Here is a 26,574-nt window from a genome sequence, read left to right as displayed (position 1 = left end):
TGCTTAAAGAAAGTGAAGATTGGGAATACTAGAATTCGAGCATGGAAAAAAGAAAGTTTTACATTGTTCGCATTTTCGACTTGATTGTAATATTTCAGTATGATATAGTAAGCAGTGGTGTCAGTACAAAGTACACACGTTTACTGATTTAAGTGTTGGTGCTACGTTTGTAGTTTCGCTTAGAGTTGAAGTAAACGGAGGATATCAAAAACCATTTAGGAGGAACTAAATTATGTCAGTAATTTCTATGAAGCAATTGCTTGAAGCTGGTGTTCATTTCGGACATCAAACTCGTCGTTGGAACCCAAAAATGAAGCGTTACATTTTCACAGAGCGTAACGGTATCTACATCATCGACTTACAAAAAACTGTGAAAAAAGTTGAGGAAGCTTACAGAACGATGCGCGACATCGCTGCTGAAGGTGGAGACATCTTATTCGTAGGTACTAAAAAACAAGCACAAGAAGCTATTAAAGAAGAAGCAACTCGTGCTGGTATGTACTTCGTTAACCAACGTTGGTTAGGTGGAACTTTAACAAACTTCCAAACAATCCAAAAGCGTATCAAGCGTCTTAAAGACATCGAAAGAATGCAAGAAGATGGTACTTTCGAAGTACTTCCTAAGAAAGAAGTTGTTCAACTTAAAAAAGAGTTAGAGCGTCTTGAGAAATTCTTAGGCGGTATTAAAGATATGAAAGGTCTTCCAAGTGCATTATTCGTAGTAGACCCTCGTAAAGAGCGTATTGCAGTTGCTGAAGCACGCAAATTACACATTCCAATCATCGGTATCGTTGATACAAACTGTGATCCAGACGAAATCGATCACGTTATCCCAGCAAACGATGATGCAATTCGTGCTGTAAAACTTCTTACATCTAAAATGGCAGACGCGATCCTTGAAGCAAAACAAGGTGAAGAAACTGTTACTGCGTAACAAATTTGGAAAGGTGATAAGGGGTTCGGCCTTTTATCACCTTTTTTAAGGTATAAACACCTTTTTAAAAGGTATAAATACATATTTTAGGAGGATGAAAAACATGGCAATCACTGCACAAATGGTAAAAGAACTTCGTGAAAAAACAGGCGCAGGTATGATGGACTGCAAAAAAGCTTTAACTGAAACTAATGGCGACATGGAGAAAGCAATTGACTTCTTACGTGAAAAAGGTATTGCGAAAGCTGCTAAAAAAGCAGACCGTATCGCTGCTGAAGGTTTAACTTTCATCGAAACAAACGGTAACGAAGGTTTAATCTTAGAATTAAACTCTGAAACTGATTTCGTTGCGAAAAACGAAGGTTTCCAAGCATTAATTAAAGAATTAGCTGCTCACTTATTAGCTAACAAACCAGCTAACATTGAAGAAGCTATGGCTCAAACAATCGAAGGCGGCAAAACAGTAGAAGAGCACATCAACGAAGCAATCGCTAAAATTGGTGAAAAACTTACACTTCGTCGTTTCGAAATCGTATCAAAAACTGATGCTGATGCATTTGGCGCTTACCTACACATGGGTGGACGTATTGGTGTATTAACAGTTCTTGAAGGTTCTACTGACGAAGCAGCTGCTAAAGATGTAGCAATGCACATCGCAGCAGTTAACCCTAAATACATCGACCGCGATGCTGTAACAGCTGAAGAAGTTGAGCATGAGCGTCAAGTATTAACACAACAAGCTTTAAACGAAGGCAAGCCTGAAAAAATCGTTGCAAAAATGGTTGAAGGCCGTCTTGGCAAATTCTTCGAAGAAATTTGCTTACTTGACCAAGCGTTCGTTAAAAACCCTGATATGAAAGTTCGTCAGTTCGTTGAGTCTAAAGGCGGAACATTAAAAGGATTCGTTCGCTATGCTGTTGGTGAAGGTATCGAAAAACGCGAAGACAACTTTGCTGAAGAAGTAATGAACCAAGTAAAAGGTAGCAACTAATACAGATTAGGGAACACTTTGTGTTCCCTTTTTTAAAATAAAGATGTAAGCAATTGGAGGTTCATTATGAGTAAACCGAAATATAATCGTGTCGTATTAAAGCTAAGCGGAGAAGCGTTAGCTGGCGAACAAGGATTTGGAATTAACCCAGCTGTTATTAAATCAGTTGCGGAACAAGTGAAGGAAATTGCAGAACTTGATGTAGAAGTTGCTGTTGTTGTTGGTGGCGGAAACATTTGGCGTGGAAAAATCGGAAGTGAAATGGGAATGGATCGTGCTGGAGCAGATTACATGGGTATGTTAGCAACAGTTATGAACTCATTAGCTCTTCAAGATAGCTTAGAGAACATTGGCATTCAAACTCGTGTCCAAACTTCGATCGAAATGCGTCAGGTTGCAGAGCCTTACATTCGTCGTAAAGCAGTTCGTCACCTAGAGAAAAAACGTGTTGTGATCTTTGCCGCAGGTACAGGTAACCCGTACTTCTCTACAGACACAACGGCAGCATTACGTGCAGCAGAAATCGAAGCGGACGTTATTTTAATGGCGAAAAATAATGTGGATGGCGTATATAGTGCGGATCCATCTATTGACCCAACAGCTACAAAATACGAAACACTTACTTACTTAGATGTATTAAAAGAAGGTTTAGGTGTAATGGATTCTACAGCTTCTTCTTTATGTATGGATAACGATATTCCATTAATTGTATTCTCGGTTATGGAAAAAGGTAACATTAAACGTGCCGTTTTAGGCGAAAATATTGGAACAGTTGTAAGGGGGAAATAAATATGGGACAACAAGTATTGAAATCTTCAAATGAAAAAATGGAAAAAGCAGTTGCAGCTTATTCTCGTGAATTAGCAACAGTTCGCGCTGGTCGTGCAAGCTCATCTGTATTAGATAAGGTACAAGTTGATTACTATGGTGCACCAACACCAGTTGTGCAATTAGCGAACATTACAGTTCCAGAAGCACGTTTACTTGTAATTCAGCCTTATGATAAAACTTCTATCGGTGATATCGAAAAAGCAATTTTAAAAGCAGATTTAGGCTTAAACCCTTCTAATGATGGAACTGTAATTCGTATTGCATTCCCTGCATTAACAGAAGAGCGTCGCCGTGATCTTGTTAAAGTTGTGAAAAAATATGCTGAAGAAGCAAAAGTTGCTGTTCGTAACGTACGTCGTGACGGTAACGATGATCTTAAGAAGCTTGAAAAAGCTGGCGATATTACAGAAGATGATTTAAGAGGATATACTGAAGATATCCAAAAAGAAACAGATAAATATATTGCAAAAGTTGACGAAATCGCAAAAAACAAAGAAAAAGAAATCATGGAAGTGTAATAGCGATAACTTCGCAAATATGACCCTCTTCTTAAGGGGGTCTTTTTACACTTTTAGGCATACGTCTGCTTGTTGGAGGGTATGAATGATGTTTAAAAACTTTCCTTTTTTTAAAGGTAAAAAGGACACATCGTTTGATCATCTCGTTGAAGAAGTGAAAAAAGGATATATCCCAGAACATATTGCCATCATTATGGATGGCAATGGAAGATGGGCAAAGAGGAGAGCGATGCCTCGTATTGCGGGACATCATGAAGGCATGCAAGTTGTAAAGAAAATTACAAAATTTGCAAGTAAACTTAATGTGAAAGTATTAACTCTCTATGCTTTTTCAACTGAGAACTGGAAAAGACCGAAAAAGGAAGTTGATTATTTAATGAAGCTTCCAGAAGAATTTCTAGGTACATTTTTACCAGAATTGATTGAAGAAAACGTACAAGTCCGAGTAATAGGGCAACAAGATCGTCTTCCTACGCATACACGCAGAGCGATGGAGAAGGCCATGGAAGATACGAAAGAGAATACGGGATTAATTCTTAATTTCGCGTTAAACTATGGAAGTCGAGATGAAATCGTTTCTGCTGTGCAACATATGATGAAAGATAGTGAGGAAGGGAAAATTCGTGCTGAAGAAATAAGTGAAGAAATGATTTCTTCGTACTTAATGACGAGTTCTTTACCCGATCCAGAGTTGTTAATTCGTACAAGCGGAGAGCTACGTATTAGTAATTTCATGTTATGGCAAATTGCTTATTCGGAATTTTGGTTTACAGATGTGTATTGGCCAGACTTTACCGAAGAACATTTGCTAAATGCAATTACAGACTTTCAGCATAGAGGGCGCAGATTCGGAGGCGTGTAGAAAGAGAGGGTTTGGTAGTGAAACAGAGAATTATTACTGGAGTGGTTGCTGCCGCGCTATTCATTCCCATCGTAATTTACGGTGGCGTGCCTTTTACGGTTTTAGTGTATGCACTTGCTTCTATAGGTTTATATGAATTAATTCGTATGAATAAGCTTACGCTTATTTCAGTACCAACAGTTTTAGCTGCAATATTATTGTGGATTATTTTAATTCCAAGTAGTGCATCAGAACTGTTTACGTGGATTGGATTAGGTAAATTAGAAATCACATTTGTGATTGTTTTATTACTTTTATCATATACGGTCCTTTCTAAGAATACATTTACTTTTGACCATGCTTCATTTTTACTGATGGCAACGACATATGTTGCAATGGGATTCTTATATTTAAATGAAACAAGAATATTAGGAATTAAATATGTGTTTTGCGCATTATTTGTTATATGGGCTACTGATTCAGGCGCATATTTCGTAGGGAAAGCAATAGGAAAAAGAAAATTGTGGCCAGAAATTAGTCCAAATAAAACGATTGAAGGTTCATTAGGCGGAATTGTTTGTGGAATTGTTGTTGCACTTGTGTACAATATGTTCTTCCCGGTTGAAGCGAATGTATGGATTTTAATCGTTCTGACGATTATCATTTCTATTTTTGGACAAATTGGTGATTTAGTGCAATCTGCATTTAAACGCCATTATGGTGTAAAGGATTCAGGTACAATTTTACCTGGACATGGTGGTATATTAGATCGAACAGATAGTTGGTTATTTGTTTTACCAATTCTCTACTTTTTATTACAATATAATTAATAAATGAACGAGGGGTTGGAATCATGAAAAACATAAGTTTATTAGGTGCAAGCGGATCAATCGGTACACAAACTCTAGATGTATTACGCTCGCACCCAGACCAATTCCGTCTCGTTGCTTTTTCTGTAGGGAAAAACATTGACTACGCAGTAAAGGTAATTCAAGAATTTTCTCCGCAAATCGTCTCTGTGCAAAGAGAAGAAGATGTTTTAAAATTACAAGCTGTTTCTGGTAATACAAAAATTGTATATGGTAGTGAAGGTCTTTTAGAAGTAGCATTACATCCAGATGCAGAGATTGTAGTAAATGCTGTTGTAGGTAGTGTAGGGTTGTTACCAACACTGCGTGCAATTGAGGCGAAAAAAACAATTGGAATTGCAAACAAAGAAACGTTAGTAACTGCAGGGCATCTTGTAATGGAAGCGGCACGAAAACATAATGTTTCGTTACTTCCAGTAGATAGTGAACATTCAGCTATTTTTCAATGCTTGAATGGTGAAAATGAAAAAAGAATTTCTCGACTAATTATAACGGCTTCAGGTGGAAGTTTCCGTGATAAAACGAGGGATGAATTGCATCATGTGACCGTAGAAGATGCGCTTCGACATCCAAACTGGTCAATGGGTTCGAAAATTACAATTGATTCTGCTACAATGATGAATAAGGGACTAGAAGTAATTGAAGCACATTGGCTTTTTGGTATCCCTTACGAGCAAATTGATGTTGTTTTACATAAAGAAAGTATTATCCATTCTATGGTTGAATTTGAAGATCGTAGTGTAATGGCGCAGCTTGGCTCACCTGATATGCGAGTACCAATTCAATACGCACTTACATATCCTGACAGATTACCTCTTTCAGACACAAAACAGTTAAATTTATGGGAAATGGGAACATTGCATTTTGAGAAAATGAACCAAGAACGTTTCCGTTGCCTACGTTTTGCGTATGAAGCTGGAAAAGCAGGTGGAAGTATGCCAGCTGTAATGAATGCAGCCAATGAAATAGCTGTTGAAGCTTTTTTACAAAAGAGAATTGGTTTCTTAACAGTGGAAGACCTCATTGAAAAAGCAATGAACCATCACAATGTTATTGCGCGACCGAGCTTAGAGGAAATTTTGGAAATTGATGCAGCCACAAGACGGTTTGTGATGGAACAAATTTAGCAAAGGTGGTTATGGAATTGGATACAGCGATTGCCTTTATATTAATTTTCGGTGCACTCGTATTTTTCCATGAGCTAGGACATCTATATTTCGCAAAAAGAGCAGGTATTTTATGCCGCGAGTTTGCAATTGGTTTTGGTCCGAAAATATTCTCATTTGAAAAGAATGAAACGGTGTATACGATTCGATTACTGCCCCTTGGTGGCTATGTAAGAATGGCTGGCGAGGATGCAGACACAGTTGAGTTAAAGCCCGGCAAAAAGGTTGGCCTTGTACTAAATGAAAAAGACGAAGTTGTGAAATTAGTTTTTGATGGGTATGAAAAGTATCCAAATGTTCGTGTCATTGAAGTCGAACAAGCTGATTTAGAGCATAATCTAACAATTTCGGGCTATGAAGAGTACGAGGAAGAGCTTCAAACGTTCCGTGTGAATGAAAAGGCTCGTATTATTACTGCGGGAGAAGAAATTCAAATCGCTCCGTATAATAGACAATTCGGCTCAAAAAAACTGGGGCAACGCGCTTTAACAATCTTTGCGGGTCCTGCAATGAACTTCATTTTAGCATTTGTTATTTTTGTGATTCTTGGATTTGTACAAGGGGTTCCCGTTGACAAACCAATGGTCGGAAAAGTGATGGAGAATAGTGCAGCACAGCAAGCTGGATTAAAAGAAAATGATACAATTCAAGCAATTGATGGGAAAAACACAAGTACATGGAAAGATGTTGTAAATATTGTACGTGAAAACCCAAATAAAGAAATTACGTTACAGGTAAAGCGTGATAGTGAACAGCTTAATGTGAAAGTAACGCCAACACTCGATAAAGAAGGAAAAGACGAAGTTGGTAGAATTGGTGTTTACTCTCCTGTAGAGAAAACAGTAATGGGTTCTATTAAATCAGGATTTGAACAAACGTACCAATGGACGAAATTAATTTTTGAGTCTCTTGTGAAATTAGTAACTGGTCAATTTTCTATTAATGAGTTGTCAGGTCCAGTAGGGATTTATAATCTAACGGATCAAGTCGTAGATTATGGATTTACGCGTGTACTAAGTTTAGCGGCAGTTTTAAGTATTAATCTTGGTTTATTTAATTTATTACCAGTTCCAGCTTTAGATGGTGGACGTTTATTCTTCTTCTTAATTGAAGCGTTACGAGGGAAACCAATTGACCGTCAAAAAGAAGGAATGGTTCACTTTATTGGTTTTGCATTATTAATGTTACTTATGTTAGTTGTAACATGGAATGACATTCGTAAGTTTTTCTTGTAAAATAAAGTGAAACTTATAATGAAATAGAGCTCGTAGAATAAAATCCCTCACCTAACTCGAGGTGAGGGGTTTTACTGCGTGTAAGAGTAAAATGAAGAGGTGCGAATAAATGAAACAAAGTATGGTATTCAGTCCTACATTACGTGAAGTTCCAGCTGATGCTGAAATTAAGAGTCATCAACTATTACTTCGTGCAGGTTTTATGCGTCAAAATGCTTCTGGTATTTATAGTTTTCTACCATTTGGTTTAAAAGTACTACACAAAGTAGAACGTATCGTTCGAGAAGAAATGGAGCGTGCAGGAGCTGTAGAATTATTAATGCCGGCTATGCAAGCTGCAGAATTATGGCAAGAGTCAGGCCGTTGGTATTCTTACGGATCTGAATTAATGCGTATGAAAGATCGTAACTCTCGTGAATTTGCATTAGGAGCTACACACGAAGAAGTAATTACTGATCTTGTACGTGATGAAGTAAAATCATATAAAAAATTGCCGTTAACATTATATCAAATTCAAACAAAGTTCCGTGATGAACAAAGACCTCGTTTTGGTTTATTACGTGGAAGAGAGTTTCTGATGAAAGATGCATACTCTTTCCACGCTACGCAAGAGAGCTTAGATGAAGTGTATGATCGTTTATATAAAGCATACTCTAATATTTTTGCTCGTTGTGGTTTGAATTTCCGTGCGGTTATTGCTGACTCTGGAGCAATGGGTGGAAAAGATACACATGAATTTATGGTGTTATCTGATGTTGGGGAAGATACAATCGCTTACTCTGATACATCTGATTATGCAGCGAACATCGAAATGGCTCCTGTTGTAGATTCGTATACAAAGAGTGACGAAGAAGAAAAGGCACTTGAAAAAGTAGCAACACCAGATCAAAAGGCTATTGAAGAAGTATCTGCATTCTTAAACATTGCAGCGGAAAAGTGCATTAAGTCTATGGTATTTAAAGTAGATGAGAAATTAGTAGTTGTACTTGTTCGTGGTGATCATGAAGTAAACGATGTAAAAGTGAAAAATGTATACGGCGCTTCAGTTGTTGAACTTGCTTCTCATGAAGAAGTAAAAGCGTTATTAAATTGTGAAATTGGTTCATTAGGACCGATTGGTGTGACAGGCGATGTAGACATTATTGCTGACCATGCTGTAGCATCAATTGTAAACGGATGTTCAGGAGCGAATGAAGAAGGATTCCATTATGTAAATGTAAATCCAGAACGTGACTTTAAAGTAAGTCAATATACAGATTTACGCTTCATCCAAGAAGGAGACCAATCTCCAGATGGAAACGGAACAATTCTTTTCGCACGCGGAATTGAAGTTGGTCATGTATTCAAATTAGGAACTCGCTATAGTGAAGCGATGAACGCAACGTTCCTAGATGAAAATGGGAAAACACAATCACTTATTATGGGTTGTTACGGCATTGGTGTATCTCGTACGGTGGCAGCCATTGCAGAGCAGTTTAATGATGAGAATGGTTTAGTTTGGCCTAAAGCTGTAGCACCATTCCATGTGCATGTAATTCCAGTAAATATGAAATCTGATGCACAACGTGAAATGGGTGAAAATATCTACAGCTCATTACAAGAGCAAGGATACGAAGTATTACTAGATGATCGTGCAGAACGTGCAGGCGTTAAATTTGCAGATGCAGATTTATTCGGTCTTCCAGTTCGTGTTACAGTTGGTAAAAAAGCAGATGAAGGCATTGTAGAAGTGAAAGTACGTGCTACAGGCGAATCTGAAGAAGTGAAAGTAGAAGAACTTCAAACATATATTGCTAATATTTTAAAATAAGAAGAGGTACCTCGTTACGAGGTACCTTCTCTTTCTTTGTAAACGTATTTTATAAAAGAAGAAAGGAGAAATCTTTCTTTGTAGTACGTTTCAATTTATAATAGCAAATGGAAGGAGAGTGCTTATGTCATTAACAAATGAACAACAAGAGCGATTTCAAATCTTGCTCCAACAGTTGCAAATACCAGAAGACCTTATAAATCAATATTTACATGGTGGTGGTATTGAAAGGCTAGTTATTGATAAAGCGAATAAAAGTTGGCATTTTGATTTACAAGTGCCACGTATTTTGCCGACAGAATTATATGAATTGCTAGAAACAAAGCTTAAGCAATCATTTTCTCATATTGCAAGAACAACATTTGCATTAGAAGCAGAGAATAAACAGTTTACAGAAGAAGAAGTGAGGGCGTATTGGCCGCTTTGTACGGAACGAATTACATTTTCACCTATGTTTGCGTACTTAAAAAAACAACTTCCGCAGGTGAATGGCGTGAAGTTGCTAATAAATGTGAATAATGATCTGGAATCTACTGCATTAAAGAAAAACGTTGCGAAACCAGTAGGTGATCAATATGAAGCTTTTGGATTTCCGCGTTTTCAGTTAGATACACATATAAAGCAAAATACAGAAGAAATGCAAAAGTTTCGTGAGCAAACTCAGCAAGAAGACCGCGAACGTGTAATACAAGCTATGGAAGAAATGGCGAAGAAGCAAGCTGAAGAAAGCAGCGTTGTACATGAAGGACCGGTTGTACTTGGGTATCTTATTAAGCCAGATGAAGAGATTACACCGATGCGAGAAATTCAAGATGAAGAAAGAAGAAAAACAGTTCAAGGGTATGTCTTCCATGTAGAAACAAAAGAGCTTCGTAGTGGACGTACGTTATTAACTTTAAAAATAACAGATTATACGGATTCTATTATGATAAAAATGTTCTCACGTGACAAAGAAGATATTCCGATGCTGCAATCCTTGAAAAAAGGAATGTGGGTGAAAGCACGTGGTTCTGTTCAAAATGATACATTCGTTCGAGATTTAGTAATGATTGCAAATGATATAAATGAAATAACAGGACCGTCTCGTAAAGATAAAGCGCCAGAAGGCGAAAAACGTGTAGAGCTGCACCTTCACACACCGATGAGCCAAATGGATGCTGTTACTCCTGTTTCTAAGCTTGTTGCTCAAGCAGGGAAATGGGGGCATGAGGCAATTGCAGTTACAGATCACGCCGTTGCTCAGTCTTTCCCAGAAGCATACTCTGCGGGTAAGAAGGCTGGGGTTAAAGTTATATACGGTGTAGAGGCAAATTTAGTTAATGATGGTGTACCGATAGCATATAACGAAGCACATCGTCTACTTGCAGATGAAACGTATGTTGTTTTCGACGTTGAGACGACAGGTTTATCGGCTGTATATGATACAGTGATTGAGTTAGCGGCTGTAAAAGTAAAAGGTGGCGAAATCATCGATCGCTTTGAATCTTTCGCAAATCCCCATCAACCATTATCTGCGACAATTATTGAATTGACAGGGATTACAGATGATATGTTAACTGATGCACCAGAAGTGGACGAAGTATTTAAAAAGTTTGAGGAATGGATGGGTGACCATACTCTTGTTGCTCATAACGCAAGCTTTGATATGGGATTCATTAACGTAGGCTTTAAAAAGGCAGGGCTAGAAAAAACGAAAAACCCAGTTATTGATACGTTAGAACTTGCACGGTTCTTATTCCCAGAAATGAAAAATCATCGATTAAATACGATGTGTAAAAAGCTCGATATTGAATTAACACAACATCACCGTGCGATTTATGATACAGAAGCAACGGGATATTTACTTGTGAAAATGTTAAAAGATGTGATTGAAAAGGGATTTGAATATCACGATCAATTAAACGATAGTATGGGACAAGGGGATGCATATAAACGAGGGCGCCCAAGTCATATGACATTACTTGCTACATCAGACGTTGGATTGAAGAATTTATATAAACTTGTTTCATATTCTCATCTTAATTACTTTTACCGTGTACCACGTGTGCCACGATCACTATTAAAAAAATATCGTGAAGGTATTATAGTTGGAACGGCTTGTGATAAAGGTGAAGTGTTTGAAGCGATGATGCAAAAAGCACCTGAAGAAGTAGAAGAAATTGCACAGTTTTATGATTATATTGAGGTTATGCCTCCAGAGGTGTTACGTCATTTAGTAGAACGTGAACTTGTTAGAGATGAGGGACAATTAAAAACAATTATTTCTAACTTAGTAAAGCTAGGTGAGACGTTAGACAAACCAGTTGTTGCTACAGGGAACGTGCATTATTTAGACCCAGAGGATGCAATGTATCGTAAAATTTTAGTAAGTTCGCAGGGTGGAGCAAATCCATTAAATCGTCATTCATTACCGCCTGTACATTTCCGTACAACAGATGAAATGTTAGAGTGTTTTTCATTCTTAGGTGAAGACACAGCGAAAGAAATTGTTGTAACGAATACACAAAAGATTGCATCGTTAATTGGTGATGTTCATCCAGTAAAAGATGATTTATACACACCGAAGATTGAAGGTGCCGATGATGAAACGCGTGATATGAGTTATAAAATGGCGCGTAGCATTTATGGTGAAGAACTACCAGAAATTGTAGAAGCTCGTTTGGAAAAAGAATTGAAAAGTATTATTGGACATGGATTCGCCGTTATTTATTTAATTTCGCATAAGCTTGTGAAAAAATCGTTAGTCGACGGCTATCTAGTAGGTTCGCGTGGATCGGTAGGGTCATCATTTGTTGCAACGATGATGGAAATTACAGAAGTAAACCCATTACCACCACATTATGTATGTCCAAAGTGTAAGCAATCAGAATTCTTTAATGACGGTTCGGTTGGTTCTGGTTTTGACTTGCCAGATAAAGAATGTCCAACTTGTAATGTGTCATATGTAAAAGATGGACATGATATTCCGTTCGAAACATTCCTTGGATTTAAAGGAGATAAGGTGCCCGACATCGATTTGAACTTCTCTGGGGAATACCAACCACGTGCCCATAACTATACGAAAGTATTGTTTGGTGAAGATTATGTATATCGTGCTGGAACGATTGGTACGGTTGCAGAAAAAACTGCTTATGGGTATGTAAAAGGTTATGCAAATGATCATAATTTAACGATTCGAAATGCAGAGATTGATCGTTTAGTTTCAGGATGTACAGGAGTAAAGCGTACAACTGGACAGCATCCAGGCGGTATTATCGTTGTTCCTGATTACATGGACATCTTTGATTTTTCACCAATACAGTTTCCAGCGGATTCAATTGGGGCTGAGTGGAGAACAACGCACTTTGACTTCCACTCGATTCATGATAACTTATTGAAACTTGATATACTAGGACACGATGATCCGACCGTTATTCGTATGTTACAAGATTTAAGTGGTATTGATCCGAAAACAATCCCAACGGATGATCCAGAAGTAATGAAAATTTTCTCTGGCCCGGAATCATTAGGAGTAACCGAAGAGCAAATTAATTGTAAAACAGGTACACTTGGTATACCAGAGTTTGGGACGAAATTCGTAAGACAGATGTTAGAAGAGACAAAGCCAACAACATTCTCAGAGCTAGTCCAAATCTCTGGACTATCGCATGGTACTGACGTATGGCTCGGTAATGCAAACGAGTTAATTTATAACGGTACATGTACGCTAAGTGAAGTTATCGGTTGTCGTGATGACATCATGGTATATTTAATTTATCAAGGTTTAGATCCATCATTAGCTTTCAAAATTATGGAGTCGGTGCGTAAGGGTAAAGGCGTACCCGAAGAATGGGAAGAGGACATGAAAAATAACAATGTACCAGGTTGGTATATTGATTCATGTAAAAAGATTAAGTACATGTTCCCTAAAGCCCATGCGGCTGCTTATGTACTTATGGCTGTTCGTATTGCATACTTTAAAGTACACTTTGCACTTTTATTCTACGCGGCATATTTTACAGTTCGTGCAGATGATTTTGATGTAGAGGCGATGGCAAAAGGTTCAGCATCTATACGTGTAAAAATTGATGAAATTGCACAAAAAGGATTGGATGCAGCGCCGAAAGAGAAGAGTTTATTAACGGTACTAGAAATGACACTTGAAATGTGTGAGCGTGGATACTCATTCCAAAAGGTTGATTTATACCGCTCGCATGCAACTGAGTTTATTATTGATGGGGATACTTTAATTCCTCCATTTAATGCAGTGCCTGGTCTTGGTACAAACGCAGCATTAAGTATTGTGGAAGCGCGCAAAAATGGAGATTTCTTATCAAAAGAAGACTTACAGCAGCGAAGTAAGGTTTCAAAAACAATTATTGAGTATTTAGATAGCCAAGGTTGTTTAGGAGACTTACCGGATCAAAACCAATTATCGCTGTTCTAATAGGTAGGAAAAGTCTTTGCAAATCAATATTTGCTATGGTATACTATAAACCGAGATAACCATGTCATGTATATTTTGTGAAAAAGAGAGTGGGGAAACCCACTCTTTCGTGTTACTATCTACATTTTATTCGTGTAGATAGTAAAGACATTTCTGTCGTATATACATATTTTGTTACAAGTTTTACTTCTTAAATTTGGTAATACTAAGACAGATATTCCCTGCTTAACGGCAGGGGCTTTTGTTAGCTAACGAGAAAGAATAAGATAGACCGTCTTTATGAACGGGATCTTTTCTTGTAAATGGTACATGGCGGCAGGAAGGAGGCTGTTTATGGATAAGAAAGTCACAGAAGTTGTAGAAGCATTTGCGCAGCCGATCGTTGAAGAGTTAAATCTTGAACTTGTAGATGTAGAGTATGTGAAAGAAGGACAAGACTGGTTCTTACGCGTATTCATCGATTCTGAAAAGGGAGTCGACATTGAAGAATGCGGTGCGGTAAGTGAACGTTTAAGCGAAGCTTTAGATAAAGAGGATCCAATTCCTCACCTTTACTTTTTGGATGTATCATCTCCTGGAGCAGAACGCCCATTAAAGAAAGAGAAAGACTTCCAGCAAGCGGTAGGAAAACAAGTGGCAATTAAAACATATGAGCCGATTGATGGCGAAAAGATGTTTGAAGGAAAGTTACTTTCCTACGACGGTACTACAATTACACTACTATTAACAATTAAAACACGTAAAAAAGAAATCCAAATTCCAATGGATAAAGTTGCAAATGCGCGACTTGCTGTTACGTTTTAGTAAGAAGGGGGATCTTCATGAGCACTGAGTTGTTAGATGCTTTGCTCGTATTAGAGTCAGAAAAAGGTATTAGTAAAGATATTATTATTGATGCGATTGAAGCAGCATTAATCTCTGCTTATAAACGCAATTTTAACCAAGCACAAAACGTTCGTGTGAGCTTTAACCCACAAGTGGGAACAATTCAAGTTTTAGCACGTAAGGACGTTGTTGATAATGTGTTTGATCCACGTCTTGAAATCTCTGTAGAAGAGGCAAGACAAATTAATCCAAACTACCAAGATGGCGACGTACTAGAAATTGAAGTAACGCCAAAAGATTTTGGTCGTATTGCAGCGCAAACTGCAAAACAAGTTGTAACACAACGAGTTCGTGAAGCGGAACGTGGTGTTATTTATTCAGAATTTAGTGATCGTGAAGAAGACATTATGGTTGGTATTGTACAACGCCAAGATGCTCGTTTCATCTACGTAAGCTTAGGAAAAGTAGAAGCTTTATTACCTGTAAGTGAGCAAATGCCAAATGAGCAATATAAACCACATGATCGTATTCGCGTATTTATTACAAAAGTAGAAAAGACAACAAAAGGACCACAAATTTACGTATCACGTACACATCCTGGTCTTTTAAAACGTCTATTCGAAATGGAAGTTCCAGAAATTTATGATGGAACGGTAGAAATTCGCTCTGTAGCGCGCGAAGCAGGAGATCGTTCTAAAATCTCTGTGCATGCAGAAAACATCGATGTTGATCCAGTTGGTTCTTGCGTAGGACCGAAAGGACAACGTGTACAACGCGTTGTAGATGAGCTAAAAGGTGAAAAAATTGACATCGTTCGCTGGTCAAATGACCCAGTTGAATATGTTGCAAATGCTTTAAGCCCATCACAAGTTGTTAAAGTACTTGTAGATGAAGAAGAAAAAGCAACAACTGTTGTTGTTCCAGACCACCAGCTGTCATTAGCAATTGGTAAGCGTGGACAAAATGCGCGTCTTGCAGCTAAATTAACAGGCTGGAAAATTGATATTAAAAGTGAGTCTGATGCGAAACAACTTGGTATTGTGACAGAAGAAGATAGCGTAATCGCATTCGGATTCGATTCAGTTGAAGACGAAATCGAATAGAGGTGATGAGTATGAGCAATCGAAAAGTTCCGTTACGAAAATGTATTGCGACGCAAGAGATGAAATCAAAACGAGAGCTCGTTCGCATTGTTCGTTCCAAAGAGGGCGAAGTGTCTATTGATTTATCTGGAAAAAAATCAGGACGAGGTGCATATTTGTCAAAAGATAAAGAATGCATAATTCAAGCCCAAAAGAAAAACATTTTGGAACATCATCTAAAAGCGAAAATCGACAGTTCTCTGTACGAAGAGCTTCTTGAGCTTGTTGAGAAGGAGTCGAATTAAGTGTCCGATTGGAAATCGTTTTTAGGACTAGCAAATCGCGCTCGAAAACTCATTTCGGGTGAAGAACTCGTTTTAAAAGAAGTACGAAGTGGTAAAGCGAAGCTCGTATTGCTTTCTGAAGATGCGTCAGCGAACACTACAAAACGTATCACTGATAAAACGACGTACTACAACGTACCAATGAAAAAAGTCGAAAATCGACAACAATTAGGGCATGCGATTGGGAGAGACGAGCGAGTCGTTGTAGCTGTGTTAGATGAAGGCTTTGCGAAAAAGCTACGTAGCATGCTCGATACAAATTACCGGGGGTGAAGGTATGAGTAAAATTCGAGTACATGAATATGCAAAAAAAAATAATATCTCAAGTAAAGATCTTATGACAAAACTAAAAGAGATGAATATCGAGGTTTCGAATCATATGACAATGTTAGAAGATGAAGTAGTAAACAAATTAGATAATGAATATAACACTGGAGCGGAAAAACCTTCTGTTGCAGATGAGTTTGAAGTAGAAGAGAAAGTTGTTCGCAGTAAAAAGAACAGCAATAAGAAGAAGAAAAAAGGCAAAGGAACTGAAGACAAACGTCAAGATAACTTTGCTGGAAGACAACAAACGCAAATAGTAGAAACACCAGATAAAATTACTTTCGCTGGAAGCCTTACAGTAGGTGAACTTGCTAAAAAATTAAGCAAAGAGCCATCTGAAATTATTAAGAAGCTCTTCATGCTAGGAATTATGGCAACAATTAACCAAGATTTAGATAAAGATACAATTGAGTTAATTGCTACTGATTACGGTATTGAAGTAGAAGAAGAAGTAGTTGTAAGTGAAACTGAGTTTGAAACATTCATCGATGAGCAAGATGATGAAGAAAACTTAAGAGAGCGTCCAGCTGTTGTTACAATTATGGGACACGTTGACCATGGTAAAACAACATTACTTGACTCTATTCGTAACTCAAAAGTAACTGCTGGCGAAGCGGGTGGAATTACTCAGCATATCGGTGCATACCAAGTTGAAGTAAATGATAAGAAAATTACATTCTTAGATACTCCTGGTCACGCGGCATTTACAACAATGCGTGCTCGTGGTGCGCAAGTAACTGATATTACAATCCTTGTTGTTGCAGCTGATGACGGTGTTATGCCACAAACAGTTGAAGCGATTAGCCATGCGAAAGCAGCTGGAGTACCAATTATTGTTGCTGTGAATAAAATGGATAAACCAGCGGCGAATCCTGATCGTGTAATGCAAGAATTAACAGAATATGAATTAGTTCCAGAAGCTTGGGGCGGAGACACGATTTTCGTACCAATTTCTGCAATTCAAGGCGAAGGAATTGACAACTTGCTAGAAATGATTCTACTTGTAAGTGAAGTAGAAGAATATAAAGCAAATCCAAATCGTTATGCAACGGGTACTGTAATTGAAGCACAGCTTGATAAAGGTAAAGGAACTATCGCGACATTACTTGTTCAAAACGGTACGCTTCGAGTTGGAGATCCAATCGTTGTTGGAACTTCATTCGGACGTGTTCGTGCAATGGTAAGTGATATTGGTCGTCGAGTAAAAGTTGCTGGTCCATCAACTCCTGTTGAAATTACAGGTTTAAATGAAGTACCACAGGCTGGAGATCGTTTCATGGCATTCGCTGATGAGAAGAAAGCTCGTCAAATCGGTGAATCACGTGCACAAGAAGCGTTAGTTGCACAACGTGGTGAGAAATCTAAATTAAGCCTTGAAGATTTATTCCAACAAATCCAAGAGGGCGATGTAAAAGAAATCAACTTAATCGTAAAAGCAGATGTACAAGGTTCTGTTGAAGCGATGGCAGCATCACTTCGTAAAATTGATGTTGAAGGCGTAAAAGTTAAAATCATTCACACTGGTGTAGGTGCGATTACAGAATCTGATATTATTTTAGCTTCTGCATCTAATGCAATTGTAATTGGATTTAACGTACGTCCAGATGTGAACGCGAAGCGTACAGCTGAATTAGAGAACGTTGATGTTCGTTTACACCGCATTATCTATAAAGTAATCGAAGAAATTGAATCAGCAATGCAAGGTATGCTTGATCCAGAATTCGAAGAAAAAGTAATCGGTCAAGCGGAAGTTCGTCAAACATTCAAGGTAACAAAAGTGGGAACAATCGCAGGTTGTTACGTAATAGACGGTAAAATTACACGTGATAGTGGCGTTCGTATTATCCGCGATGGTGTAGTAATTTTCGAAGGACAACTTGATACGTTAAAACGTTTCAAAGACGACGTAAAAGAAGTTGCACAAAACTATGAGTGTGGTATTACAATTGAGAGATATAATGACCTTAAAGAAGGGGACATCATTGAAGCATACGTTATGGAAGAAGTGAAGCGATGATTGTCGCTTCACTCTCATTCGAGTGTATGATTTACGATGTACATTCTTTAAAAGAGAAACGGGCAATTTTGCAACGAGTGCTAACTCGTGTGAAGCAGCGTTATAACGTAGCTGTTTCAGAAGTAGGGCATCAAGATGTATGGCAACGTACAGAAATTGCGATTGTTTCCGTATCCTCAAATCGTGTTATCTGTGAAAAAGAAATGAATCGTGTACTTGAGTACATCGATTCATTTCCTGAAATTGAACGTACGATAACACAATTGGAATGGTATTGAATGAGGTGAAGAGTTATGAAATTACGTGCAAACCGTGTAGGCGAGCAAATGAAAAAAGAATTAGGCGACATCATCAGTCGTAAAATTAAAGACCCACGTATCGGATTTGTTACAGTAACAGATGTACAAGTGAGTGGAGATTTACAAATTGCTACAGTGTATATTTCTGTTTTAGGTGATGAAGAACAGAAAGAAAGTACATTAAAAGGTTTAGCGAAGGCAAAAGGCTTCATTCGTTCAGAAATTGGCCAACGTATTCGTCTGCGTAAAACACCGGAAATTTCCTTTGAATTTGATGAGTCTATCGGATATGGTCATCGAATTGATACACTTTTACATGAAATTAATAAAGACGGTAAACGTGAAGAATAATGGATAGACATTTGTCTATCCATTTTTTCAATGCAAAATAAATTTTGGATATTTACTATGAAAGAATTCTGATGAGGTGAACATATATGGAAGGTGTAGTATTATTACATAAGCCAAAAGGCATGACGTCGCATGATTGTGTATTTAAATTAAGAAAGATATTGCGAGAAAAGAGAATTGGTCATACGGGAACATTAGATCCAGATGTAACGGGCGTATTACCGATTTGTGTTGGTAGAGCAACGAAGATTGCACAATTTCTAACGAGTGAGACGAAAACATATGAAGGTGAAGTGACATTAGGGTTTTCAACAACAACTGAAGATGCTTCTGGTGAAGTTGTTGAAACAAAAAATGTTGACCGTGTTATTACTCGTAAGGAAGTAGAGCGAGTTCTTGCGGAATTAACAGGTACGATCGAACAAATGCCACCTATGTTCTCAGCTGTAAAGGTTAACGGAAAAAAATTATATGAATATGCGAGAGCTGGACAAGAAGTTGAGCGACCTGTACGCACAATAACAATTCATGAATTTGTTTTATTAGACGATAGAGAAGTATTTGAGGGAGAAAATATTTCATTCCGTTTCCGCGTAACGTGTAGTAAAGGGACATATGTAAGAACACTAGCAGTAATGATTGGGGAAAAACTTGGTTTTCCATCACATATGTCTCACCTTGTAAGAACAGCATCGGGTGAATTTTTATTAGAAGATTGCATATCATTTGAAGAAATTGAAGAAAACGTGCAAAATGGAACAGTAGAGTCTATCTTCATTTCAATTGATGAAGCGTTAAGTAAGTTTCCAAAAATGGTCGTAGATGAAAAGCAAGCAGAGAAAATAAAAAATGGTATGTTCTTAAAGAATGAATTAGAAATAACAGCCCCATTTATTACAGTATTTGATAATAATAATCGCTGCTTAGCAATTTATGAGCATCACCCAAAACACCCTGGTATGCTAAAGCCAATGAAAGTACTTGTGAATAATCAAGAACTAAAGCTATAATGAATTATTGGAAGGATTATTACAGAAAAAGGTGAATTCAAGCGTGAAACTTATTCATTTAACTCATCCACATGAACAAAATAAATTAGAATTACCACCCACTGTAATGGCATTAGGGTTTTTTGATGGCATTCACTTAGGACATCAATGTGTGATTCGAACTGCGAAACAAATAGCGGATGAACGGGGATATAAAAGTGCAGTTATGACATTTCATCCTCATCCATCTGTTATTTTAGGGAAAAAGGAAGCGCACGTGGAGTATATTACACCAATGCGTGATAAAGAAAAAATAGTCGAGAGCTTAGGAATCGATATATTATATGTTATTAAATTTGATGAATCATTTGCAGGATTATTGCCACAACAATTTGTAGATGATTATATTATTGATTTAAACGTAAAGCATGTAGTAGCAGGGTTTGATTATTCATATGGACGTTTAGGAAAAGGGAAGATGGAGACTTTACCATTTCATGCAAGAGGGGAGTTTACACAGACCGTGATCGAAAAAGTTGAATATCAAGAAGAAAAAGTAAGTTCTACTTCATTACGAAAATTAATTCGAAATGGTGAAATGGAGCAGATCCCATCTATTTTAGGGAGAGCTTATACGGTAGAAGGAACAGTTGTGCACGGTGATAAGCGTGGGCGCCAAATTGGTTTTCCAACTGCAAATGTAGGGTTAAGTGATGAATATCTACTTCCGCCAGTAGGTGTATATGCAGTGAGATTAAAAGTTCACGATGAATGGCACGATGGCGTATGTAATATTGGATATAAACCAACTTTTAAAGAGAACGAGCGCCAATTATCTATTGAAGTACATCTATTTGAATTTAATAAAGATATATATGATCAAAGTATCACGGTGGAGTGGCATATGCGCATAAGAGAAGAAAAAAAGTTTAATGGTATTGATGAGCTAGTTGCACAAATCGCGCAAGATAAAAAAACTGCCCAAGAATATTTTTCAAGCGCAAAGAATATACTTGCTTTTTCAAATGAAAAGTAGTATTCTATGTTATGTACTTTATGACAACCATTGCTTGGCATTGCGACTCACCGACGCTTGCTAGGTAACTGGGGGTTTAATTATTAGGAGGTGAAATAGGATGGCTTTAACACAAGAGCGTAAAAATGAAATCATTGCACAATTTAGAACTCATGAGACTGATACTGGTTCTCCAGAGGTTCAAATTGCTGTCCTAACGGAGCAAATTAACACTCTAAACGAGCACTTACGTACTCACAAGAAGGATCATCATTCACGTCGTGGTCTATTAAAGATGGTTGGTAAACGTCGTAACTTACTTACTTACCTTCGTAATAGCGATATCACACGTTACCGTGAATTAATCACAAAGCTTGGCTTACGTCGATAGTCAAAGAAGCGGGAATATTCCCGCTTTTTTGTTAGGTAAAAATATATTTTCTACTCTTTATAGCTTACTTAATTTTCGGCAATACTAGAGGAAAGAATATTGTGATATACTATCCATTTACATAGAAGAATTGAATATTTTAAATTGAGAGGGGTACTTAAATGAGTCAGGAAAAGCAAGTCTTCTCGATAGATTTAGCTGGTCGTCAGCTAACAATTGAAACAAGTCAGCTTGCAAAACAAGCAAACGGAGCAGTATTAGTAAGATATGGCGACACAGCAGTTCTATCTACAGCAACTGCATCAAAAGAGCCAAAAAATGTAGATTTCTTCCCACTTACAGTAAACTATGAAGAGCGTTTATATGCAGTTGGAAAAATCCCAGGCGGTTTTATTAAGCGTGAAGGCCGTCCAAGTGAAAAAGCAATTTTAGCAAGCCGTTTAATTGACCGCCCAATCCGTCCGCTTTTCGCAGATGGTTTCCGTAATGAAGTACAAGTTGTCAGCATCGTAATGAGTGTTGATCAAGATTGTTCTTCTGAGATGGCAGCTATGCTTGGTTCTTCATTAGCATTATCTATTTCAGATATTCCATTTGAAGGTCCAATCGCAGGTGCGACAGTAGGTCGTATTAATGGCGAGTTCGTTATTAATCCAACAGTAGAACAGCAAGAACAAAGTGATATTCACCTTGTTGTAGCTGGTACGAAAGATGCAATTAACATGGTTGAAGCAGGAGCAGATCAAGTGCCTGAAGAAACAATGTTAGAGGCAATTATGTTTGGTCATGACGAAATTAAACGTCTAATCGCATTCCAAGAAGAGATTGTACAAGCTGTTGGTAAAGAGAAAACAGCAGTGAAACTTTATGAAGTAGATGCTGATCTTAATCAAGCTGTACGTGAAATGGCTGAGAAGGATATGCATTCTGCAATTCAAGTGCACGAAAAACATGCACGTGAAGATGCAATTAATGAAGTGAAAAAACGTGTAATTGAGCATTACGAAGCTCAGGAAGTTGACTCTGATACATTAGGACAAGTAAGTGAAATTTTATATAAAATTGTAAAAGAAGAAGTACGTCGTCTTATTACAGTTGAAAAAATCCGCCCAGATGGTCGTAAAGGTGACGAAATTCGTCCTTTAGCATCAGAGGTTGGTATTTTATCGCGTACACACGGTTCTGGTTTATTCACACGTGGACAAACACAAGCATTAAGTATTTGTACATTAGGCGCATTAGGCGATGTGCAAATTTTAGATGGTCTTGGTGTAGAAGAATCAAAACGCTTCATGCATCATTATAATTTCCCATCATTTAGTGTTGGTGAAACAAGACCGATGCGTGGACCAGGTCGTCGTGAAATTGGTCACGGTGCACTAGGAGAACGTGCTCTTGAGCCTGTAATTCCATCTGAAAAAGATTTCCCATATACAGTACGTCTTGTATCTGAAGTGTTAGAATCAAATGGTTCTACTTCACAAGCAAGTATTTGTGGTAGTACTTTAGCGATGATGGATGCTGGTGTTCCACTTAAAGCTCCAGTTGCAGGTATTGCAATGGGTCTAGTTAAATCTGGTGAGCATTACACAATTTTATCTGATATTCAAGGTATGGAAGATCATTTAGGTGATATGGACTTTAAAGTAGCAGGTACAGCAAAAGGTGTAACTGCACTGCAAATGGACATTAAAATCGATGGTCTATCTCGTGAAATTTTAGAAGAGGCATTACAACAAGCGAAAATTGGACGTGTGCACATTCTAAATCATATGTTATCTGTTATTGCAGAGCCACGTACTGAATTATCAGCTTACGCTCCAAAGATTATTACAATGACAATTAACCCAGATAAAATCCGTGACGTTATTGGACCAAGCGGTAAACAAATTAATAAAATTATTGAAGAAACTGGTGTTAAAATTGATATCGAGCAAGATGGTACGGTATTTATTTCATCAATAAATCAAGAAATGAATGACAAAGCTAAGAAAATTATCGAAGATATCGTTCGCGAAGTACAAGTAGATGAAATCTACGAAGGAAAAGTAAAACGTGTCGAGAAATTCGGTGCTTTCGTTGAATTATTCAGTGGGAAAGATGGATTAGTTCACATTTCTGAACTTGCACTTGAACGTGTAGGTAAAGTAGAAGACGTTGTGAAAATCGGTGATGTAATTACAGTTAAAGTTATCGAGATTGACAAGCAAGGTCGCGTAAATCTATCTAGAAAAGTATTGCTAAAAGAAGAGCAAGAAAAAGAAGCTGCTAAAGAAGAAAACAAGCAAGAGCAGCAATAAGTAAAAGCCAGTTAAACTGGCTTTTTTTGTTATGTAAAAATATGATTTACATATATTTTTATGTCAGTATAGGTATAGTTTTCATTATAACGCTCAAATTAACAAAGATAAGAAGAAAAATGTTTTTTATATAGTTAATGGGAGGGTTTATATGAAAGCTCGTATATGGGCATACATATGTATATTTTCTTTATATGTCAGTTTAGGCTCTTATTCCGTTTTTGCACAGGATAATTTGTATGAAGAAATTCAACAACATGCAAAACAATATGAGATTGCACCTCAAAATGCAATAATTGATAAAATATGGAAGGCAACACCTGGATATAATGGAAGACAAGTGGATATTGGAGCATCTTATAATAATATGAAGAAGCGAAAGGAATTTGATCAGGAATATCTTGAATTCAAGGAAGTATCACCAAGTGTTCACTTAGAAGATTTATCACCAGCCCCAATTTATAGGGGACATCCAAACAAAAAGATGGTGGGATTAACAATAAATGTGGCATGGGGAAATGAGTATTTACCTCGTATATTAGAGATATTGAAAAAACATGATGTGAAGGCGACTTTCTTTTTAGAAGGGCGTTGGGTGAAAGAAAATTTACGGTTTGCAAAAATGATTGTCGATGCAAATCAAGAAGTCGGAAATCACTCTTACACACATCCTAATATGAAAACGCTATCGTCTGGTGAAATACGAGATCAGTTACAAAAAACAAATCGAATGATAGAAGCTGCTACGAATCAAAAAGTGAAATGGTTTGCTCCGCCAAGTGGCAGTTTTCGAGATGAAGTAGTGAAAATAGCAGATGATTTTCAAATGGGTACGATTATGTGGACAGTAGATACGATCGATTGGAAACGACCAGAGCCAGACGTACTATTGCAGAGAGTAATGCGAAAAATACATCCAGGTGCTATCGTATTAATGCATCCTACTTCATCTACAGCGGAAGCATTAGATACAATGATTACAAAATTGAAGGAACAAGGATATAAAGTAGGGAATATAACAGAATTATTGGATGAAAAACGTGTAGATTAAATACATTTGCATGACATTCATCCTTAAACTTGTTATCATTAAATAATAGCATTTATTTAGAGAAACTGGCAGTAGGAGGAAAGTTTTTGATTAAAAAATATACGTGTAAAAATGGTGTAAGAATTGTTATGGAGAATATACCAACTGTGAGATCGGTTGCGATTGGTATTTGGATCCATGCAGGATCAAGAAATGAAAATGAAAAAAATAACGGGATTTCTCACTTTTTAGAGCATATGTTCTTTAAAGGGACGGAAACACGTAGCGCACGAGAAATTGCAGAATCATTTGATAGCATTGGTGGGCAAGTGAATGCGTTTACTTCAAAAGAATATACATGTTACTATGCAAAGGTGTTAGATGAGCATGCTAAATATGCTTTAGATGTTTTAGCTGATATGTTCTTTAATTCAACATTTGATGAGGAAGAACTGAAAAAAGAGAAGAATGTCGTATGTGAAGAAATTAAAATGTACGAAGATGCGCCGGATGATATTGTCCATGATATGTTAACGAAAGCGACATATGAAACGCATCCACTTGGATATCCTATTTTAGGAACAGAAGAAACACTTGATACGTTTACAGGTGATACGTTACGTCAATATATAAAAGACCATTACACACCTGAAAATGTAGTTGTATCAATTGCTGGAAATATTGATGAAGCATTTTTACAAACAGTGGAGCAATATTTCGGTAGTTATGAAGGAACGACAAACCGTGAAAAAGTACATAGCCCAATTTTCCATTTTAATAAGGTAGCGCGTAAAAAGGAAACAGAACAAGCTCATTTATGTCTAGGATATAAAGGTTTACAAATGGGACACGAAGATATTTATAACTTAATTGTATTAAATAATATTTTAGGCGGTAGTATGAGTAGCCGTTTATTCCAAGAAGTACGTGAACAACGTGGGTTAGCCTACTCAGTATTTTCTTACCATTCTTCTTATGAAGATACAGGTATGTTAACACTGTATGGTGGAACAGGTAGCCAACAACTAGATACACTGTATGAAACAATGCAAGAAACGTTAGAGACATTGAAAAATACAGGTATTACAGAAAAAGAGCTTGTAAATAGTAAGGAACAATTAAAAGGAAACTTAATGTTAAGTTTAGAAAGTACGAATAGTCGTATGAGCCGTAATGGTAAAAATGAATTGCTGCTTCGTAAGCATCGTTCACTTGATGAGATTATTGAAAGTGTAAACACGGTAACAAAAGAAAATGTAGACGGGTTAATTCGTAACATGTTTACAGATGAATTCTCTGCAGCACTTATTAGTCCAGATGGAAAACTTCCAAAAGGAATAAAACTATAATTGCTTTTTATGCGATATTCGAAAATAACCGTATCTCTTTTAAATGAGATACGGTTATTTTTTTTAGCCATACAGAATAGGTACTAAACATAGATAGTTTAAATGAAAAATTCGGTAGGGGGAGAGTGTATGCGATTAAGTGAATTAAGTGGTAAAGAGATTGTAAATTTAGAAAGAGCAGAAAAAATGGGGGTTTTAGGTTATGTGGATTTAGAGATTAATGAGAGAGATGGACAAATACAAACACTTATAATACCTGCTGGAAAATGGGGGGGCTTTAAAAAGGAACCACAAGAAGTAAGAGTAGCGTGGAGGCAAATTAAGAAAGTGGGACATGATATGATCCTTTGCGATATTACAGATCATTCAAATTCGAAATGAATGACGGCCATTTTGGTCGTTTTTTTTATCTGCATATAAAGCCTTCGCCAATGGGGTTTTTACGGGCAGTAAAACTCCCACCTAACTTCCTCGCATGTTTCGAATTTTGAGATGGGAGTCTTACTGCCCATAAATAGCGGGATAAATCATATGTGCTTTTTGATTTTCAATCACCTAAAACTCGTACATTACATAAGATGTGGAGGAAAAAGAAAAAGTAGGCACTTTTCTTATAAATGACAGAAAAAGAAGG

Annotated in this window: 24 protein-coding genes; all 24 read left to right on the top strand. The window is 37.3% G+C overall.

Annotated features, from left to right (window positions below; genetic code table 11):
* Positions 1-232: 232 nt before the first annotated feature.
* The 24 genes from rpsB (at position 233) to MR065_RS11305 (ending at position 26,321) form a co-directional block, all read left to right on the top strand.
* Positions 233-934 carry a 30S ribosomal protein S2 gene (gene rpsB, locus MR065_RS11420; RefSeq protein ID WP_000111485.1) on the top strand — a complete coding sequence of 234 codons (702 nt, stop codon included), beginning with the start codon at positions 233-235 and terminating at the stop codon, positions 932-934.
* 103 nt (positions 935-1,037) lie between these two features.
* A complete protein-coding gene (gene tsf, locus MR065_RS11415; protein WP_001018584.1) occupies positions 1,038-1,925 on the top strand; it encodes a translation elongation factor Ts in 888 nt (295 codons plus the stop codon).
* 66 nt (positions 1,926-1,991) lie between these two features.
* Positions 1,992-2,714 (top strand): UMP kinase, encoded by a 723-nt coding sequence (gene pyrH, locus MR065_RS11410; protein ID WP_000042664.1) that lies wholly within the window; start codon positions 1,992-1,994, stop codon positions 2,712-2,714.
* 2 nt (positions 2,715-2,716) lie between these two features.
* Complete coding sequence (frr, locus tag MR065_RS11405; protein WP_000531504.1) at positions 2,717-3,274, top strand: ribosome recycling factor; 558 nt, start codon at positions 2,717-2,719, stop codon at positions 3,272-3,274.
* An 85-nt stretch (positions 3,275-3,359) separates the two neighbouring features.
* Positions 3,360-4,136, top strand: coding sequence for an isoprenyl transferase (gene uppS / locus MR065_RS11400; RefSeq protein WP_097902937.1), 777 nt, complete (start codon positions 3,360-3,362; stop codon positions 4,134-4,136).
* A gap of 17 nt (positions 4,137-4,153) precedes the next feature.
* Positions 4,154-4,945 (top strand): phosphatidate cytidylyltransferase, encoded by a 792-nt coding sequence (gene cdsA, locus MR065_RS11395; RefSeq protein WP_242213730.1) that lies wholly within the window; start codon positions 4,154-4,156, stop codon positions 4,943-4,945.
* A gap of 23 nt (positions 4,946-4,968) precedes the next feature.
* On the top strand, positions 4,969-6,111 hold the full coding sequence (gene dxr, locus MR065_RS11390; RefSeq protein WP_098267846.1) for a 1-deoxy-D-xylulose-5-phosphate reductoisomerase: 1,143 nt from the start codon (positions 4,969-4,971) through the stop codon (positions 6,109-6,111).
* A 17-nt stretch (positions 6,112-6,128) separates the two neighbouring features.
* Positions 6,129-7,385 (top strand): RIP metalloprotease RseP, encoded by a 1,257-nt coding sequence (gene rseP, locus MR065_RS11385; protein ID WP_242213729.1) that lies wholly within the window; start codon positions 6,129-6,131, stop codon positions 7,383-7,385.
* A gap of 109 nt (positions 7,386-7,494) precedes the next feature.
* Positions 7,495-9,195: a proline--tRNA ligase gene (locus MR065_RS11380; protein ID WP_242213726.1), complete on the top strand. Its 1,701-nt coding sequence runs from the start codon at positions 7,495-7,497 to the stop codon at positions 9,193-9,195.
* Positions 9,196-9,319: 124 nt separating this feature from the next.
* On the top strand, positions 9,320-13,621 hold the full coding sequence (locus MR065_RS11375; protein ID WP_242213724.1) for a PolC-type DNA polymerase III: 4,302 nt from the start codon (positions 9,320-9,322) through the stop codon (positions 13,619-13,621).
* A gap of 333 nt (positions 13,622-13,954) precedes the next feature.
* On the top strand, positions 13,955-14,425 hold the full coding sequence (gene rimP, locus MR065_RS11370) for a ribosome maturation factor RimP (protein ID WP_000359095.1): 471 nt from the start codon (positions 13,955-13,957) through the stop codon (positions 14,423-14,425).
* Between the two features lie 17 nt (positions 14,426-14,442).
* Positions 14,443-15,549: a transcription termination factor NusA gene (gene nusA / locus MR065_RS11365; RefSeq protein WP_098267842.1), complete on the top strand. Its 1,107-nt coding sequence runs from the start codon at positions 14,443-14,445 to the stop codon at positions 15,547-15,549.
* A gap of 11 nt (positions 15,550-15,560) precedes the next feature.
* Positions 15,561-15,833 carry an RNase P modulator RnpM gene (gene rnpM / locus MR065_RS11360; RefSeq protein WP_000071124.1) on the top strand — a complete coding sequence of 91 codons (273 nt, stop codon included), beginning with the start codon at positions 15,561-15,563 and terminating at the stop codon, positions 15,831-15,833.
* Positions 15,834-16,145: a YlxQ family RNA-binding protein gene (locus MR065_RS11355; RefSeq protein WP_001286527.1), complete on the top strand. Its 312-nt coding sequence runs from the start codon at positions 15,834-15,836 to the stop codon at positions 16,143-16,145.
* A gap of 4 nt (positions 16,146-16,149) precedes the next feature.
* On the top strand, positions 16,150-18,216 hold the full coding sequence (gene infB, locus MR065_RS11350) for a translation initiation factor IF-2 (protein WP_242213722.1): 2,067 nt from the start codon (positions 16,150-16,152) through the stop codon (positions 18,214-18,216).
* Complete coding sequence (locus tag MR065_RS11345; protein WP_000634349.1) at positions 18,213-18,494, top strand: DUF503 domain-containing protein; 282 nt, start codon at positions 18,213-18,215, stop codon at positions 18,492-18,494. Before infB ends, MR065_RS11345 begins: the two co-directional genes overlap by 4 nt.
* 15 nt (positions 18,495-18,509) lie before the next feature.
* Positions 18,510-18,866, top strand: coding sequence for a 30S ribosome-binding factor RbfA (rbfA, locus tag MR065_RS11340; protein WP_000776438.1), 357 nt, complete (start codon positions 18,510-18,512; stop codon positions 18,864-18,866).
* Between the two features lie 86 nt (positions 18,867-18,952).
* Positions 18,953-19,876: a tRNA pseudouridine(55) synthase TruB gene (gene truB, locus MR065_RS11335; protein ID WP_242213720.1), complete on the top strand. Its 924-nt coding sequence runs from the start codon at positions 18,953-18,955 to the stop codon at positions 19,874-19,876.
* Positions 19,877-19,919: 43 nt separating this feature from the next.
* On the top strand, positions 19,920-20,891 hold the full coding sequence (gene ribF / locus MR065_RS11330; RefSeq protein ID WP_242213719.1) for a bifunctional riboflavin kinase/FAD synthetase: 972 nt from the start codon (positions 19,920-19,922) through the stop codon (positions 20,889-20,891).
* Positions 20,892-20,991: 100 nt separating this feature from the next.
* Entirely contained in the window at positions 20,992-21,261 is a 270-nt protein-coding gene (gene rpsO / locus MR065_RS11325) for a 30S ribosomal protein S15 (RefSeq protein WP_001229392.1), read from the top strand.
* A gap of 161 nt (positions 21,262-21,422) precedes the next feature.
* Positions 21,423-23,561 (top strand): polyribonucleotide nucleotidyltransferase, encoded by a 2,139-nt coding sequence (pnp, locus tag MR065_RS11320; RefSeq protein WP_242213713.1) that lies wholly within the window; start codon positions 21,423-21,425, stop codon positions 23,559-23,561.
* Positions 23,562-23,712: 151 nt separating this feature from the next.
* On the top strand, positions 23,713-24,612 hold the full coding sequence (locus MR065_RS11315; RefSeq protein WP_071746774.1) for a polysaccharide deacetylase family protein: 900 nt from the start codon (positions 23,713-23,715) through the stop codon (positions 24,610-24,612).
* A gap of 86 nt (positions 24,613-24,698) precedes the next feature.
* On the top strand, positions 24,699-25,940 hold the full coding sequence (locus MR065_RS11310; protein ID WP_242213711.1) for a M16 family metallopeptidase: 1,242 nt from the start codon (positions 24,699-24,701) through the stop codon (positions 25,938-25,940).
* Positions 25,941-26,069: 129 nt separating this feature from the next.
* Positions 26,070-26,321: a YlmC/YmxH family sporulation protein gene (locus MR065_RS11305; RefSeq protein WP_097902923.1), complete on the top strand. Its 252-nt coding sequence runs from the start codon at positions 26,070-26,072 to the stop codon at positions 26,319-26,321.
* Positions 26,322-26,574 lie beyond the last annotated feature (253 nt).

The organism is Bacillus cereus group sp. BfR-BA-01383 (assembly GCF_022663495.1).
Taxonomy (GTDB): domain Bacteria; phylum Bacillota; class Bacilli; order Bacillales; family Bacillaceae_G; genus Bacillus_A; species Bacillus_A cereus_AU.
This window is presented reverse-complemented; position numbering and strand designations above follow the sequence as displayed.